The following is a 16527-nucleotide window of genomic DNA, read 5'->3' on the forward strand; positions in this document are numbered from 1 at the left end:
TAAGAGACAGCATCATGGCTTGCTTGACGTTGACGCATTCGAGTTTTTCAGTCATTTGACGCGCATAGAACTTCACGGTGCGTTCGGTGATATTCATGATCAGACCGATTTCACGGTAGGTCTTGCCCATGCTCAACCATCTGAGGAACTCGTTTTCACGAGGCGTCAATCGCAGGGCGTCTGATTGGGCAGAAGGCGTGGGCCGGTTGTGGTGCGCAAGCTCACTGATACCTTTGATCACCAGCCTATTGGCCTCAACGCTCTGAATGAACTCGTTGTTATCAGCCTTCGCAGCCAGGTGCATGGAGCCGAAGGTGCGACCCGGCTCGTGCAGTGGAACAGTGAAGCCGTGCTTTATCCCGTAACGCGCCGCCTGCCCGATGACTTCAAGGCCTGAATGCCGTGGTCGCAGGACGTCACTCCAAAAGAAGGGCGCGGAGGTGTTGGCGGTGTGGATGATGATCGGATCTTTTTTATAAAGCGATTTTTCACGGTACGTCGCCAGCCACTCGGCAGGGTAGTTGCTGAAGATGGAAACCCGCGAGCTGCCCAGTGGCGTCAGGTCAAGGTGCAAGTACGCAAAGTAGTCGACGTGCAACTTACCGAACAGTTGGCCCACCGTGTCAATATAATCGGCTTCGCCGGTGCCGGGAATGCGTTGCTCGGCTTCAATAAGCAAATCCAACATCTGCGAGCCGTGCTGCAGTGGCTTATGCATAAAGAGATAACCCGATGATATCCATTAGCGACACGTTTTGGTGCGTCGATTGTCCATTTAGAGTACCGCCTGTTGATGGTCCGGTGTTTGGGAGTGCCGAACCTGTGCAAAGGCGCTAGAGCGCTGGAACATCAAAATAATTCAATACCCGCTCTCTACTTTTCAAATGATCGGTCAATTAAAAGGGTCCCCGAAAACGGTCCGCTCGACGCGGAAAGAGGGCCTGGATCCATGAACGTTGTATTGCCATGCGGATTTGGATCCCATTCCTAGGCAAGACAGCAACAGGCTATATCGTTTCAGTGCGTCATACAACCCTAAAACGGTATTGCTTATAGTTTTTGGTTATAAGCGATATATCAATCCCATCTATAGGCTATCAGTCATCAATTAGTCAGACTGTTTAATGACCCTTAGTACACAAAAGTACCAATGGGAAGACAGGAAAGTCTCATTCAAACGTCCATATTAAATGTCACGCGTCATATTAAAAACAGGTGACTCAATGATTAACTTTACATGACGACCTTCATAACAATGGCTTTCGAAGCTCACTGCGGTGGGGTTCAAAAGAAGCGGTCGTTGCAGAGGTCGTTTCTGTCCAGCCGCCGCCCAATGCTTTGTACAGATTGACCTCGGCAGTCAACTGCGCCAAACGATCCGAGATCAGGGTGCTTTGTGCGCTGTACAGTGAGCGCTGTGCGTCCAGCAGAGTAAGGCTGCTGTCCAGGCCGCTTCGGTAGCGCGCTTCAGCGAGGCGATAGTAATCTTCGTTGGCCTTCAATGAATCGCGTTGCGCAGCGAGCTGTTGGGTATAGGTCTGCCGGGCAGCCAAGCCGTTAGCCACTTCCTGGAAGGCGGTCTGAATGCTTTTTTCATACTGCGCCACCCGAATGTCTTTCTGGATTTTCGAATAATCCAGGCTTGCGCGAAGGTTGCCAGCGTTGAAGATCGGCAGATTGATCTGTGGCTGAAATAGCCACGCTCCCGAGCCTGCCTTGAACAGGCCCGACAACTCGGTGCTCGATGTACCAGCGCTGGCGGTCAGGCTGATGCTGGGAAAGAAGGCGGCGCGCGCAGCGCCAATATTGGCATTGGCAGCCTTGAGCAGGTATTCGGCTTCCAGAATATCAGGACGGCGCTGCAGCAAGTCCGACGGCAGACCTGCGGGCACCGCTTCCAGCACTTCATTATTCAGGGGTTGACCGGGGAGGGCGTCTGCCACATTGGCGCCGACCAGCATCGTCAAGGCATTCAGGTCTTGCGCAACCAGCCTTTCATAATTTGCCGATCGCGCACGTGCATCCTCCACTGACGTACGAGACTGGCTCACCGCCAGGGCGGAAGCGGTTCCGGCCGTGTTTTGCCGTAGTGTCAGGTCGAGGCTCTGTTCGTAGGTCTGCAAGGTATCGCGCGTCAGCTTCAGTTGTTCCTGATCGGCACGCCAGTTCAGGTAGGCGATGGCCACGTTCGCAACCAGGCTTAAGTGCGTGCTTCTAAGGGCCTGCTCGCTGGAGAGGTAAGTCTCCAGGTTCTGCTGAGTCAGGCTGCGATTGCGACCGAACAGGTCCAGCTCGTATGCGCTGATACCCAGTGTTGCAGAGTACGAACTGCTGATGGTGCGTTCGCCGAGTGACGACATATTTGCCGGCAGGCTCTGTCGGCTTCCAGACCCCGTCGCGGAAATGGCCGGAAACAGATCGCTTCGCTGTATACGATACTGCGCCTGATAAGCCTGGATGTTGAGCACTGCCACGCGCAGGTCGCGGTTGTTCGACAAAGAGAGCGCTATCACGTGTTCCAGTGCCGGATCGCGAAAGAAATTTCGCCACCCCTGGTCTGCTGCTGCGATCCCATCGGCCCCGGGAGCGGACATAGGCCCATAAGCCGGACCGAGCGGGTAGTTCGAGGCGACAGAGGAGGGTGGGCGCTGGTAATCAGGAATGAGGGAACAACCACCCAGCAGCAAGCCTGCTGCGGCGCCGAGCAAAAAGCACTTCATAGGGACAGCCTTTTTTGAGGAAAACATCAGCCCGCAGCAGTTGGGGGGCTAAGCAGTCTGAGAGACGCCAATCATCCACTTGACCAGGCCATGACGACCTTTGACACCCAGCTTGGCCGCGGCCCGCTTCAGATACGTTTCGATGGAGCTGTTCTTGACGTGTAGTTTCTCGGCCATTTCCGGAACGGTCGCACCGGCAAGCAGGCCAAGACAGATTTCCTTTTCTCGCAATGAAAGCCTGACATCCGAGTGCGTCAGCTTTTCGTTGAAATCGCGTTGCAACTGTTGTCCGCCCAGTGCCATTGCATCACCTTCGGCGGGCACGTTGCATAGATTGCGGGTGGCTTGCGCGTGACGCTCGAGCAAGGGCAACAGCGTTTCAGAGAAATTTTTAAGGAAAGACAGCTCGTGTAGAGAGAAATCGCGCAAGGGTTGTTGACGGTGCAGGGAGATCACGCAGCGCCGATTCGATTTGCGCGACACCAGATTGCACTGATACGCCACCGAGGAACCTGTCGCATCACCAGGTACATCGCTGAACGGGTACCTGAGGTGGATCAGCAGCGAGTCATCGACGTTGACCATGCGCGTGAGCAGCATCTGGCTGTCCTGAGAGGGCGTCGAAAGAGCTTGTTTCTGTTCCGCGCCTTCGCGTCCCAACGGCTGAATGCTGATGATGCTGGCTTCGTTTTCGTCAATCGTCCACTCGCTCAGGTCCAGCAGGTCAATGGGTACTGACGCTGTGATGAGCTGGTACATATTGGAAACGAACTGCACATCGCCGACACTTGATATCAAACGTCCCAGTTCAAGAAAATAAGCAGGTTGTTTCCCCGTCATACGTAGATTTGCATTCATCACACGTGCGCCCCCATGGCAGCTGTTTCCGATGGAATCCAGGATCGCATCCGCATCGGAAGTCCATTGACATCTCGCCTCATGGCGTCTGTATCTTGTAGGACAATAGCTCTAATTTAGAGACGAATATACACAGCCGCTTCGGAAGACGTCTGTAAGGGAAACCGGGGACAATCTGTCATGCCTGTGCTTGAACCCCGAAGGCCCGCGATCGATAGAGAAGAACTGACGTAGTCGAAAGTCAAATTCCCAAAGGGCACGAACGAATTCCGGACCGGTTATTGGTCAGTAGTGACGGGATATGAGGTCCTGTTCGGACGCTCACACATCAGAACTCACCGACCGCTATCAAGTCGTCATTGCTCAGCGCTGACCGTCTTTAGCATGAGCGCTCAAAGTGTCGTGTCCCCGATTGCCGGGACAGACCTGTACGGGGCTGAATGCTTCCATTCCATGTCTCTTGAGTCAGCCGTATGACTTCGGATTTCGCGCGCAAGCGGCATCGATAAGGAAACCTGTTCATGTACGTCTTTTACCCTGGGTTGCTGGAATGGGCACGTGCTGGATCCCAGCCAACGGCAAATGGGGGCAGGGCGTGAGAATCTGGCGTTTCTTTCGCACGCTCAATTACCGCAAGCTCATTTTGCGACTGATCTTCATAGACCTGACCATCACGCTGGCAGGCTACGCCTTCTATAAAGCTGTCAGCGAAGACGCTGCCCCTGTGTACTTGACTGCTGCCGTTGAAGTCACGGACATTGAGCACGCGGTATTGGCAGACGGCGTACTCCAGGGAAAACAACAGGTCGACGTGGGGGCGCAAGTTTCCGGGCAGCTAAAAACACTCAACGTCGCACCCGGCGATAACGTTCGCAAAGACCAACTGCTTGCCGAAATAGATCCTTTACCTGCGCGCAATGCGTTACGTCAGGCGATTGTCAGCCATGAGCAACTCATCGCTCAGAAAGATGCGACAGCCGAGCAACTGAAACTCGCAGCACAGACCTACAAACGTTACGAGGAATTGGGACCGCAAGCTGCAGTTTCCCAAGATGACTACGACAAGGCAAAAGCTGACTATAGGGAACTGCAGGCCAGCCTGACGTCACTTGAGGCCCAAGTAAGAGCCGCACAGATCAAGATAGAGACAGCCAGGATCGAGCTGGGGTATACGCGCATTCTTGCGCCTATGGATGGCAAGGTTTTAGCGATTGTCACGCAGGAGGGCCAGACCGTCATTGCGGAACAGGCACCGCCCGTTATTCTGAAAATGGCCCAGCTTGACACCATGACGATAAAGGCTCGTGTCGCTGAGGCCGACGTGGTGAACATTCACCCAGGGCTTCCGATCTACTTCACCATACTGGGCGATCGTGATAAGCGATACGACGCAACCCTGAGCGCCATCGAGCCAGGCCCCGACCGTTTCGCCAGCCAAGCCAGTGGAGCAGGGCGCTCGAACGACGCGGTATTCTACAACGCCTCCTTCAACGTTCCCAATCCGGATGGCCGATTGAGAATAAACATGTCTGCCCAGGTGCGAATCGTTCTTGAAGTGGCGAAAGACGTCCTGACGATTCCAGTTGCCGCGCTGGGCAAACGTAACCCGGAAGGTACGTTCCCGGTTCGTGTCGTTGATGAGCGTGCGCACATCAAGACCGAAAACATCCGCACGGGCATCAATAATAATGTGCGTGTGCAGGTCATGTCTGGATTGAAGGCAGGTGAGAAGGTAGTGATTGGAGAGACGTTGAAAAGCGAATCTTCAGGTACATAGCCGGTAGGCTGTGATCCACAGTCATTCTATTAACTCAACTAAATACACGTTTAGTCGTGTTATCAATGCACGTGCTTTGTAACCAACGCGGGTGAGGGGAAAGATGCTGTTTATAACAGCGCAGTCATTGGCATTTCACGCAATAGCATGGATGTTTTCACTTGGGCTTATCCGCGTCAAGCCTTCACCTTAAAATCCTGGTCGTGCAGCTGTCGGTTCGGTTTCCATAGGCGCCATTGACACATTAGACACCCGTAATAAATAAGTATTTTGTACGGTCCGGGTGCCCGTCATCGTATGCGATCTTCCAGCCTATAAATGTCTGACGGGACGGAGATCAGTGATCGCTGAAGGATCTGCCCGGTAGCATTTCTTTTCTGGATATCCCCGGGTGACGTTGTGCAGTTTTTCTTCGCATTGACGTGATGACTGTCAGCGCATAGACGATCCAGGCAAACCATACTTATGGTTTAGCTGAGTTGCCGTCGCTACCAATCAGCCCGTTGGACTCAAATGATCTGCGCTTCAGGCCATTGCCGGTTCAACCGACTACTGAGGATCAGGCATTCTTTAGCGTGCTGGTTGAAACCGTGGATGGTGGGCGCAGATTTATGAACCAAGAAAGCTCCCGGGCCAAATGACGAACCGTCACTCAGCCGGAAAGGTATTGCGGTACGTTTATGTGAATCGATGAGCCTTGGTTGATCGCAGGTTGAGGGGGCGGGATTCAGGTTCAGGTAATGACGCGAAATTTGTCCCGCTACGCTCCTGATAATGCAACAGCTTATGTCGCATAATGTATATTATGTTAAATTGTGTCTATCTGTTACTTGACCCTGCCGCGCCATCTTCGACCGGTTCCTCTTCGCTGCTGACGTTGATTATTAGTCGGCGGCCATTTCTTCTCGCGAGAGCTTTTGGTGGCGGCCAGTGCATCGTCCATGCATTGACGCTTGGTGAGCTCACGACCGCCAGTACTCAAGAGGCATAAGCAACCACCCATAAACACAAGCTTCATCAATGAAGCGTTTCAACCACCGCGGCAAACAGCAAGCAGACACTCGCCACGCCGGTAAGCTGTAATCGCATCGGCAAGTACCACGCAGGCATGCTTATAACCCGCGAAAGCTGCCTGTCCTGCCGGAGTTGGGCAACCAAGCCGACGACCAACAATACGCAACCCACCGGTATTGGCAATAACGTGGCAATCCAGGCAATAAGCGCAGGCATGACGCTCCAGATGAATCGTTGGCTGCGCTGCTCCGCGCTCATGTCTTGCACGGTCATGGCGAAGCCCCAGTGCAAAGCGCCGACAAAGCTCAGAATGACGGCACCATAGTTGACTAGCGCAATCGCAATCAACGGCCGATAGTCCATAGAGAACGGGATGAGCAGCGTCAGAAAAATAAACGGCAACAGACCGCCATAACCCAACCATTTGACGTGTTTTGACTGAGAGGTTGAAGGTAACGCGTTCATTTGAATTCCTTGCAGTGAGCGACACTCAAAACGTTAAGCTCAACAGCGCCGATTGGGCGAGCCGGTTGAGCTTCTCCCAAAGGGTACAGAGCGTCTGTAGGTATGTGAAATTGGACAATCAAGCCACCTTCAGTTCATTTCCCCTGCGCGGCCTCAAGGGCTTTATAAATCCTCGACACCACTTGGCTCGTAGCGTCTTCGATCGTTCCCTCATTACGGCACAACCCCCAGCCGTTTTCTGAGACCGCTCGCTCAAATGACTTTGTGCAAGCGGCATGCTCTTCCAGCGTATGGATTACCGTACTGCCCAGCCCACGCCGTCGTTTTGCTGCCCTGGCCCATGAGATATCCGGGTCGGTTACGACGCCGATATGCAGGTCGGGTATGCGCACGTTTCGATCCATGTTCAATTGCAGAATCTCTGCAAACGGGATTATCCGGCGGAACGCGGCATCCGATGGGTACCAGCGATCAATCAGGATAATGCTTTCCGGCGGCTGTTGAGTCAGCACGTGCCGGGAAATCCAGTCACGGCTATCCGCCAGGTGCTCACAAATCTTCAGCTCCAGCGGTCGTGTAGGATCTTTGGTGAACGCATCAACGAGCGCCATTATCTCAGCCCGACGGGGATCGCTTTTTTTCTCGCAGAGCCGGATTACCTTATGGTTGTCCGCCCGCAGTACTGTGGTGACGGCCTCCAGCAGTGTGGTTTTGCCGACGCCTTTGGGCCCATCCAGAGAAACGAACATCAGTAATCGCCAAAAAGCCCACATGAACGGGCAAAGATGATCACTCTAACCCGGTTCATAGCCAACGGGTTTCAAAATACCGAGTCATGAATCACGAATGTATCGCGGTCGTGATCTCATAAAAAGTCGGCACATCCACTCAATCCCTCAGCGCCGACTTCGCAGACCCTCTTCATACGCCCGTTACCCCCGGTTTCCGACTAATGAAGTTTTTTGCATTTCCTCGATTTGCACTGGCCATGCCCTTTTATGCTGTGGTCGCCTCAACCTCCGCCGCCGGCTTGCTGGACGATGCCAAATCCGCCCTCCTCACCCGCAACTACTACCTCAGCAACGATTACCGATCACCCTCTCCTACCGCAAAAAGCTACAAGCAGGAATGGGCCCAAGGCTTCATAGGTACTTTCACGTCCGGTTTCACAAACGGCGCTGTCGGCGTCGGCCTTGATGCCCATGCGTTCTACGGTTTGAAACTGGATGGCGGCAGAGGGCATTCCGGTACCGGTTTGCTACCGGTAGACGGTGACGGTGACGGTGACGGTCGCAGCGAACGCGACTATTCCAGTGCCGGCGGCGCGCTCAAGCTGAAAGCCTCTCGGACGACACTGGCCGTGGGCGAGATGAGAGTTGAGACGCCAGTGTTCGCTACCTCAGACAAGCGCCTGCAACCTGAATACGCCACCGGGTTCCTGCTCAATAGCCGGGAAATCGACAACGTGAATCTGGTCGCCGGTCGTTTCACCGCGTTCAAGAATCAGGACAGTTCATCCGGCAAGGACGATTTTCAAGGCTATGGCGCAACTACTGACGCAGGTGGGATCAGTGTTATAGGGGCCGATCTGTTCAGCGACAGCCCAGTGGGTGCTGCGCTGTATGCCTCTGACCTCAGTGAAGCCTGGCATCAATATTACGCCAATCTGCACTTCAAGCAGTCCGGTGTGCTGCTCGATGCCAACGTCTACCACACCCGCGATACCGGGCAAGCGCTCGCGGGCGACATTGATAACACAGTGTTCAGTCTGTCAGGCAAATATACGTTGGGCGCTCATGCGGTCATGTTCGGCTGGCAGCGAATCAACGGTGACACGCCGTTTGACTTTGTCGGCGGCGACTCGATTTATCTGGCTAACTCAATCAAGTATGCAGACTTCAACGGAGCCCGTGAGCGCTCGTGGCAAGCGCGTTACGACCTGGACTTCGGTGCGTTTGGCGTGCCCGGATTGAGCTTCATGACCCGCTATGTGTCCGGCAGCCAGATCGACGGCTCCCACGCCCCCAAGGGTGGCGCATACAACACGTTCGACGCGGACAGCGGCCAGTATCAGCCTCAACAAGGTGCTGGCGGTCGTCACTGGGAGCGCGATATTGACCTGCACTACATTGTCCAGTCCGGCGCGGCCAAGGAACTATCGGTGCAGTTGTCGCAGGTAACGCACCGGGCCAACAGCGCTCAGGCGGACGATGATATCGACAGGATTTACGTCGTGATCCAGTACCCGCTGGCGTTCTGAATGCCGATACGGATGGCTGGCTCACTCACTCGGAGCCTGGAAAGAGCCCGACCACCCGCTTCACTGATCACACCTGAGGCCTATGGCTCAAGTCAGAGCAATGACGCTTCTTCGGCATCTCCCACCCGGTCTTCCAGTGCCTCGTCCTCCGTGGCCTCCTCCACCTGCACAGGCACAACGGCTTCGCCGGTCCACTCCCTGAACTCCACCAGGGCTGGCAGCCGGTCAAGTGCGCCGGTGGGTTCGATACCCAGTTGCGCCAGGCGCTTTAGCAGCTCTTCGAAGATTTCGTCCTTATGAAGGCTCCAGGATGACGCAAAGCAACGCCAGAACGTCCAGCCGGCACGTTCCAGAATGCGCTGGCGGTTCATGTCGGCTTCCCAGCGATCCGGGCCGTGGAAGGCGTCGCCGTCACACTCGATGGCCAGACGATTGTCGTTCGCCCCCTCCACCACCATGTCCAGGCGGAATGCCCCGCTTTTCACCTGTGGTGTCACGCGATAGCCGCGCTCGACCAGTCGGGTGAAGACCTGCTGCTCGAAGCCGGACTCACAGAGGTTGACCAGATCGTCCTGATCAACCTGCTCTTCAACCTGCGGCTTGCTGAAATACTCCAGAAGCGAGCGCCGAAGATCTTTTTCAGACAGGTCTTCCAGGGTGACCGAGCGAACCAGATACATTCTGTCTCGCGCCCGGCTGGCGGCAACGTTGAAGCGCTGTTCCGCCCCGACCCCGGACAACGGGTGATGATTTTCGACGTCAGCCACCAGCGAGATGAAGATGATGTCGCGCTCGCTTCCCTGGAACGTGCTGGCGTCGCCGCAGGCAAACTCCCGCGCGTGCAGCTCGGTCGCCGAGCATCGTTCACGCACCCGCGCATCGATATGTTTGGCTTGCTCCATGCCACCCAGCAGCGTGACGACACCGATGCTGCGTCCGGCATAGGCGTCATCGTTGATCAGGGCTTGAATTTCCTGAGCGATGGCTTCGGCTTCAAGGGTGTTGCAGCCCTTCTTGTCTTTAACGCCGTGCTTGACGTAAATGTCTACCAAAGGCGGGTCCAGTCGTTCGGAGGGGCGCGGGATTCTGAGCGGCTGGATCGCGCCGTTGTAGAAGCGATTGGAGTACGTGATGATCGGCGGAACACACCGGAAGTGTTCGCGCAGCATGACCATCTGGCCAGCAAAGACCCGTGCGGCGAGATCGTACAGCGACTTGTCAGGTGTCATGTCCGCGCCATACGGCTGGTCACTCAGGAAACGCTCCCGAAGTTCACCGATCCGTTTGCCGGACTTGAAGCCTCCGTCTGGCGACACCTGCTTGTCGTCACCGACCACCAGCACTTTCTTGGCGCGAACGATGGCCGGCAGCGCCCACAGATCGGACTGGCTGGCCTCGTCAACGATCACCAGATCGAAGGCGCCAATGTCCGCCGGCATCGATTCGGAAATCCTCGCATGGCTCATGATCCAGCACGGCACCGCACTGGCGGCATCCTGCATGCACTGTTGCGCGTCCCGGCGGTAGCGTTCTGCGTTGGGGCCTGTGCCTTGCCCTATTTTCCGCACGGCGGTCGAGTAGCCCGCCAAGGCTTGCAGCACCATCGGGCTGGCACTGGCCTTGGTGGACAGCCATGCCGCCCGACTGACGACCTCGCGGTACATACGCGCCAAACCGGACTCCAGGTCTGTGCGTTTGGCGTTCAACTCAACGAGTTCGTGCCGGGCCTCAATGCTTTCCAGATGGGAGCGGATGCGCGTGTGTTGCCACGCCTCTTTCCAGGACGTCGGCAGTGCCGTGTCTTCAGCACCATTGACGACCGGAATGCTGAGCACTCTTTCCGCAATCTTCTCGCCTCCGGCTTGCCTGAGGCGCTGAGCGCCGTCACGGACTTGGCAGAGCAGCGTTTCAAGCCCTTGGATACGCTGCAGTTCGGCGATCAGATCAGCGTAAGCCGTGACGACATGCTGATGGCCGGCTTCAAGGTTGCCCAGTTGCGTCTGGGTGAATGCAGACAGCCTTTCAATCACCGGCCCGCTGTGACGAGCGATCCGAGTGCGCAGGGTCGCGAGCGATGTCAGGGCCGTATTAAGGTCCAGACGTGCCAGGTGATGACGCAACTGATCACGGAGCGTCTTGAGTGTGGCCACGTCCACCGGGTTCAAGCCGGCAGGCGCATCGTCGAATACTGCCAGGCAAAGTGGAATCACCTGTTCCTCTACCTGGGTACAGAGTTCCAGTGCTGTCTGGACAGTGAAGGTGGTCGATTCCAGTTGCCTGAGATGGGCAATGCCACCCGGCTGAGGGGGTAACTCCAGCAATTCGGCCAACGGATTCCATCTGGCGGCAAAGGCTTTCACATCGGCGTGCAACTGAAGATAGCGCAGCACCGCCCGCCATTGCTCAACGGACTTGGGCGCTGACCCGTTGACCTGCACCTGCTCCAGATGGGCTTTGGCTTGAGAGACGCCAAAGCTCATCATGCCGAAGGGTTTGCCGGTTTCGGCGGCCCGCTCGACGGCCTCCAGCGTTTTTTCGCAATCGAGGCCTTCGTCCGGGAAATGCACGTGATTTTCGAGCAGATCCTTGCGGCGCTGCGCCAGATCCTGCGCTTCCGTGAGCCTGGTTTGCAAGACGGATATCTCGCTGTTGAAACGCTGTCCGGCCACCTTGTCACGCAGCCTTATAGACCAGTCGGGTTCGTTTTCTGCGCCGTTACGCAGTCCGGTCAACAGGCCCAGGCATGCTTCAAGCCGGGTATCCAGCAGTCTCGCGGAAGCGACCACCGCATCGTCTTCGGATTTCAGCGCGAGGATCCCGCCTTGATCGAACGCCTGATCCAGGTGCTTGAGCTGACACAGGGCGGCATGAAGCTTTCCGATGTCTTCAGGCGTCGGCAGCTGCGCCGGGTCGATCACATTGGCGTTGACGTAGACCAGATCGGCTCCCAACTGACGACGAGCCTGGCGCAAGGCTTTGCCCGTCTCATCATCGAACGGCAAGGCGTGTTCTTCGCCCAACGACAGTTCGTCGTCGAACCATTGATACTGGTCACCGCCTTTCATGATCAGCTCGGCAAGCTGCTCAGCGCGGTACAGGACGCCGTCGATATTGATCTGGGACAGCTGCTCCAACGCGATCTCATTGACCCTGCGATCCAGACGCACCAGGTCGGCGTGGGCGAGGTCGATGGACTGATGCAGGCGCTCGATTTCGCTACGGGCCAACGAAGGGTTGATCTGTGAAACCTGATGCTGGATCGCTTCGATCGAACCTTGGAACTGCCGGATGCCCTCGCGATCATTGGTGAGCAGCGCGACCGTCAGCGGGCGAACTTCCTCGGGGATCTTGGCTTGCAGGACTTTCAGTGCCTGCTCGCCACGCGAGGTGACCAGAATGCGTTTGCCCGTCGCCAAGTAGTGGCAAATGATATTGGCAATCGTGTGGGTTTTGCCTGTTCCCGGGGGGCCTTGAACGGCCACGCCAGCCGCGTGCTCCAGGCGTTGCACGATGGTGACCTGTTCATCGTTGTAGGGCAGCGGAAAATAGAGTTCTTTGGATTCGGCGACGGACCCGTCCATGCTTCGGCTGGAGAGTCCGCGGAAATTGACGCTGTCGTAGTTGACTGCGAATGGCGACGGGGGCGTCACCAGCGCCAGAGGGCCTTCGGGCACTTCTTCGCACTCGACGAGCTTCCGGCGGATGTTACGCAGGTCGTTGATCAGCCAGTTGCTGGGCTTGGGCCGGGCGAATACCACCCAGGACGAGCTGACCTGCAGCGCGTCGCCCGCCTCCGGTGTCGGCTGATCGGTCGCCATCCACTGAATGTATCGGCCACGGCTGTCCAGGCTGCTAGCGGTTAGCGTCAGCACATCGGTGAAGGTCGCCGGTATGAAAGGGTTCAGCGACATCTCGGTGCTTCTGGCCAGATGCTCCCGTACGGATTTCTCACATTCGCTGGCGCCGGGCACGCCTGCATTGATCAGTGCGTCGAACTCCACCATAGGATTCGTGGCGCGAGGGCGAATTTCCAGCGCCATCGTCGTCTCGTTGAGGCTGATCTCGGTGGCTTGGGTCAGCAGCGGATAATGAAACACCTGCGGGGTGTTATCGATCATCACTGACCAAGTGCTGACCCCCATGCCCCAGACCAGCTCACGGGCGGCCTTACCTGTCTCCATCTCACGCATGAGCGCAAAAATGTTGCCGTACAGGTCAATGGTCTTGCGACGTGGCGTTTCCACCTCGGCCCACTGTTGCCAGCTAACGAGATACTCCGCGAGTGCCGCCTTGGCCTGCTCTCGCACCCTGCTGTCTATAGCGGCCGGATCTGCGTCGGGCTCGTTGCCCTGCTCTTCCTTGATACGCTGCAGCAGCGAAACCTCGGCGATTACCGGGGCTTTGAATGGGTTTTCGCTGGTTTTGATCAGTGATTTGCCCAGCCCCTCTGCAAGCGCCGGGCTTCTTGATTCTTCCAACCGGTCTATCTGAAGCCAGATGCTGTCGCCCAGGAACTGCTGATCGAAATGCAGACCAGGCAGCGCCGTAAGAAACGCGGGGGTCAGGACCTCGTTCTTGGGACTTGATAGCTGATACCGGGAGGGCTCGAGCTCCTTGATGCTTTCCTCTGCGTACTCGAACAGTCTGCAGAGGAGCTCACTAGGCGTCCGTTGCATTTCACACTCCCCATCTTGCTGCGGTGGCAGTCAGGCCAATAAATTTCGCCAAGGATGCCATATTGTTCGCATCCTGACTGCCTGCGCAGCTTTTCAGGGGTCGATCAGATCACAGTCGCCGCTCCCGAGTCTTGAGCGCGGTAATCCAGGCGCAATTACAAGGCCCTGACCGGTTCCGTTTCGTCAACCTTGTCCTGCGTTTCCTCGGAACGGGCGCCTTCAAGGCGACGCATGGGCCCGTACACCAACGCCCCCAGTGCAAGCATGGCAACCCCCATGCCCGTGATCACGAACAGTAACCCCACGCCACGACCCTGGCCAACGCCCAGCCAGACACCGATAGATCCGGCGTAGGCGCCGTCGACGCTTAGTGCGGGCTGAAACCAATGATCCACCAGCACGCCGCCGCCAACAATCGCCAGGCTGGAGCCGGCAATGGTCAGCATGCTGATCAAGGCAAACACGCTGGCCCGGTTACCGGCCGGAATCCGGCTCATCCACAGCGCATTGACCCCGGCGTCGGCAATGCTGGCAACCATGATGGCGCAGAAGGCGATGGCGCAATACGCGACGAGTTCCGACGCCATGCCCAGGCCGATCACGCATACCGACAGCAGCAGGTCGGCGCCTGCCGCCATCACCATCAGTCTTCGCTGGTTACCGGCAAAGACCAGCAGCCCGGCGCCCAACAGCCCACCCAGCGCCGCCCACGTGTAAGCGATACCCAGGCTGTCACTGCCCAAGGTCGACAATAACAGCGGCGCCATCATCAAGGTCACCATCGAAAGCATGGCGTTGCGCAGCACCGCATAGAACAGCAGACAGGCCATCACGTGGTTGGCCACGAAGAACCTGAGCCCCGCCTTCACGTTGTTAAGCGCACCCTGCAGAACGGCCTCCTGCCCTTCCCCGTTTTTTCCGGCGGCGGGCGCTCGCTGCACCCAGGGCATATGGGAGAGTGCCTTGACCACCAGCACCGTGCCGGTGCAAAAGGTAATCAGGTCCACCATCAGAACGCTGACCAGTCCCGCCTTGGCCATGATCATCCCCGCCAACAGCGGTGCGACCAGCGACGATGCATTCTTGGTGATGCTGATGAAACCGGAAGCCTGGGTGTATTTTTCAGGGCGGACAAGGGCACTTACGGACGCCTGGTACGCCGGGGTACGGAACGCCGAAACGATCGAGGCCATGCAGTTGAAGATGTACAAGTGCATCGGTTCAAGACGTTCGAACCACAGTAAACCGATAACGCCGGCCAGTAACAGGGCCAGCAGCACGTCGCAACAGACAATGATCAGCCGGTGGCTGACCCGGTCGGCAAGCCCTCCCGCCAGCGGCAGGAACACCACTGCTGGCAAAGTCGCCGACAGCACCACGTTGGCAAAGGCCAGCGCCGAGCCGGTCGTGGTATAGACCCAGACGCCGAGCGCGAACTCGGTCAGAACCGTGCCGATGATTGCCAGGGATTCACCGCACCAGAGGTAGTAGAAACGCCGCCCCAGATCGAACCCTTTGAATGAGCGAACACGGTTCCAGACACTCATGGGTTGACGTCCTGTCGAGTTTTGGGCCTGAAGACCCCAGCCAGCCCGCGTCCCAACCGGTAGGCCATCGAATAGAGCACCGCGCAGACCACCAGTGGCGCCTGACGGGAAAACACGTAATTGCGCATCAACCGTCTGGCAATCGGCGAACGCATGTCACCGATCACGTGCAACGGAGTCTTGAACGTGGCCGCGACGGTCGCTCCGATCGCGTTGTCCATCGACTGCACGGCATGCCACCAGTAGACCGGTATATAGAGCGCGTCGCCCGGCTCCACGACTGCGCGCACGGCCCGCAGATTCCGGGTGCCCGGAAAGCGCTGGGTATCGATGTCATACAGGTAGCCAGCCTCCTCGACGACCGGCCGCAGCGCTTGCCAACTGGCCTCATCCGGTGGCAGCAACAGCACTTCCTTGGCGCCGACCACCTGAGACATGAAGGTTTCGTCGGCGCTGTGAAAGTGCCAGTCGGTGTACGAGTTGCGGTACATGAAGCTGCGGTACGGCGGGTAGTGCAACGGCGTGGACAGCTCCGGCATGAACGGTAATCCGCCCACGTCATGGCGCATCTGTTCAAGGGCCTCCCCCTCCTTGAAGCCGCAACTGTCCGCCACCAGCGGATGATCGCCCACCCCAAGACTGTCCAGAAACTCGTGGAACGGGATGTCCTTGTGGACCTGTTCCGAATACTGAATCAACGCCGATCTCACCTCCGGGTTCGACCAGCCCACCACTTCCGAAATGATTTTCGAACGAACCACCACATCACTGTTGCGCGAGTGGGCCTTGATGTAGCCCGACTGCTTCCATTTTTCGAATGCAGGCCAGTGCCGTACTGCGTTCTTGATCAGGCAGGGACGGTTGTAATTGACGTAGCGCCGAACGAAATCCTCCCGGGAAATGCTCAAGGCATCAATCACTTCCACAGGCTTTGCCTGGGCGTAATTGGGGAACCGGGACAGGCTCCAGAATTTCGTTTCAGGATGGTCCATTTCGGCGGTCAACGACATCTCGTGTCCCTCACAAATACGCTCAAGAGGCGGTGATATATACAGACTCCCAACGCCTTCCCCAAGCGTGGAAAGGCTCTTGCCCCGCAGTTGTCCCTGCTTCCCATGACAGACATCACAGGGGCGACGTTCTAATTTTTCTCATGCTTTTTCATCGTCCCGCGGACGGGCAGTTGCCTGGGTTTTTACACCGCTGCCCC

At 57.0% G+C, this 16527-nt stretch carries 10 protein-coding genes; 2 read left to right on the plus strand and 8 right to left on the minus strand.

Annotated features, from left to right (window positions below):
* The 3 genes from ALP40_RS17815 to ALP40_RS17825 all read right to left on the minus strand — a co-directional run.
* A partial coding sequence (locus ALP40_RS17815) for a LuxR family transcriptional regulator (RefSeq protein ID WP_147478340.1) occupies positions 1–718 on the minus strand: 718 nt, incomplete at its 3' end.
* A gap of 529 nt (positions 719–1247) precedes the next feature.
* On the minus strand, positions 1248–2720 hold the full coding sequence (gene adeC / locus ALP40_RS17820) for an AdeC/AdeK/OprM family multidrug efflux complex outer membrane factor (protein WP_122209525.1): 1473 nt from the start codon (positions 2718–2720) through the stop codon (positions 1248–1250).
* Between the two features lie 48 nt (positions 2721–2768).
* The gene (locus ALP40_RS17825) at positions 2769–3560 is read right to left on the minus strand and encodes a helix-turn-helix transcriptional regulator (protein WP_183136060.1); all 792 of its coding nucleotides are present in this window, start codon (positions 3558–3560) and stop codon (positions 2769–2771) included.
* Positions 3561–4218: 658 nt separating this feature from the next.
* Between ALP40_RS17825 and ALP40_RS17830 the strand changes: the two genes are divergently transcribed.
* Complete coding sequence (locus ALP40_RS17830; RefSeq protein WP_375139995.1) at positions 4219–5355, plus strand: efflux RND transporter periplasmic adaptor subunit; 1137 nt, start codon at positions 4219–4221, stop codon at positions 5353–5355.
* A gap of 1017 nt (positions 5356–6372) precedes the next feature.
* Here ALP40_RS17830 and ALP40_RS17835 read toward each other — a convergent pair.
* On the minus strand, positions 6373–6834 hold the full coding sequence (locus ALP40_RS17835; protein ID WP_122209528.1) for a DUF3429 domain-containing protein: 462 nt from the start codon (positions 6832–6834) through the stop codon (positions 6373–6375).
* A gap of 134 nt (positions 6835–6968) precedes the next feature.
* A complete protein-coding gene (locus tag ALP40_RS17840) occupies positions 6969–7583 on the minus strand; it encodes a dTMP kinase (RefSeq protein ID WP_122209568.1) in 615 nt (204 codons plus the stop codon).
* A 239-nt stretch (positions 7584–7822) separates the two neighbouring features.
* On the opposite strand from ALP40_RS17840, the gene ALP40_RS17845 reads away from it, so the two are divergent.
* On the plus strand, positions 7823–9094 hold the full coding sequence (locus tag ALP40_RS17845) for an OprD family porin (protein ID WP_259640727.1): 1272 nt from the start codon (positions 7823–7825) through the stop codon (positions 9092–9094).
* A 92-nt stretch (positions 9095–9186) separates the two neighbouring features.
* Here the strand turns inward: ALP40_RS17845 and ALP40_RS17850 are convergent, their stop codons facing one another.
* The 3 genes from ALP40_RS17850 to ALP40_RS17860 all read right to left on the minus strand — a co-directional run bounded on the left by ALP40_RS17850 (position 9187) and on the right by ALP40_RS17860 (position 16327).
* Positions 9187–13770: an AAA domain-containing protein gene (locus ALP40_RS17850; protein ID WP_122209530.1), complete on the minus strand. Its 4584-nt coding sequence runs from the start codon at positions 13768–13770 to the stop codon at positions 9187–9189.
* A 155-nt stretch (positions 13771–13925) separates the two neighbouring features.
* Positions 13926–15317 carry an MFS transporter gene (locus ALP40_RS17855; RefSeq protein ID WP_122209531.1) on the minus strand — a complete coding sequence of 464 codons (1392 nt, stop codon included), beginning with the start codon at positions 15315–15317 and terminating at the stop codon, positions 13926–13928.
* A complete protein-coding gene (locus ALP40_RS17860) occupies positions 15314–16327 on the minus strand; it encodes a cupin-like domain-containing protein (RefSeq protein WP_122209532.1) in 1014 nt (337 codons plus the stop codon). The genes ALP40_RS17855 and ALP40_RS17860 overlap by 4 nt, the downstream gene beginning before the upstream one ends.
* Positions 16328–16527 lie beyond the last annotated feature (200 nt).

It is taken from the genome of Pseudomonas viridiflava (genome assembly GCF_003702045.1).
Classification (GTDB): domain Bacteria; phylum Pseudomonadota; class Gammaproteobacteria; order Pseudomonadales; family Pseudomonadaceae; genus Aquipseudomonas; species Aquipseudomonas viridiflava_C.

Coding starts and splice junctions, on each gene's coding strand:
- adeC (WP_122209525.1), bottom strand. CDS start 2,720: ATGAAGTGCTTTTTGCTCGGCGCCGCAGCAGGCTTGCTGCTGGGTGGT.
- ALP40_RS17825 (WP_183136060.1), bottom strand. CDS start 3,560: ATGACGGGGAAACAACCTGCTTATTTTCTTGAACTGGGACGTTTGATA.
- ALP40_RS17835 (WP_122209528.1), bottom strand. CDS start 6,834: ATGAACGCGTTACCTTCAACCTCTCAGTCAAAACACGTCAAATGGTTG.
- ALP40_RS17840 (WP_122209568.1), bottom strand. CDS start 7,583: ATGTTCGTTTCTCTGGATGGGCCCAAAGGCGTCGGCAAAACCACACTG.
- ALP40_RS17845 (WP_259640727.1), top strand. CDS start 7,823: ATGCCCTTTTATGCTGTGGTCGCCTCAACCTCCGCCGCCGGCTTGCTG.
- ALP40_RS17850 (WP_122209530.1), bottom strand. CDS start 13,770: ATGCAACGGACGCCTAGTGAGCTCCTCTGCAGACTGTTCGAGTACGCA.
- ALP40_RS17855 (WP_122209531.1), bottom strand. CDS start 15,317: ATGAGTGTCTGGAACCGTGTTCGCTCATTCAAAGGGTTCGATCTGGGG.
- ALP40_RS17860 (WP_122209532.1), bottom strand. CDS start 16,327: ATGTCGTTGACCGCCGAAATGGACCATCCTGAAACGAAATTCTGGAGC.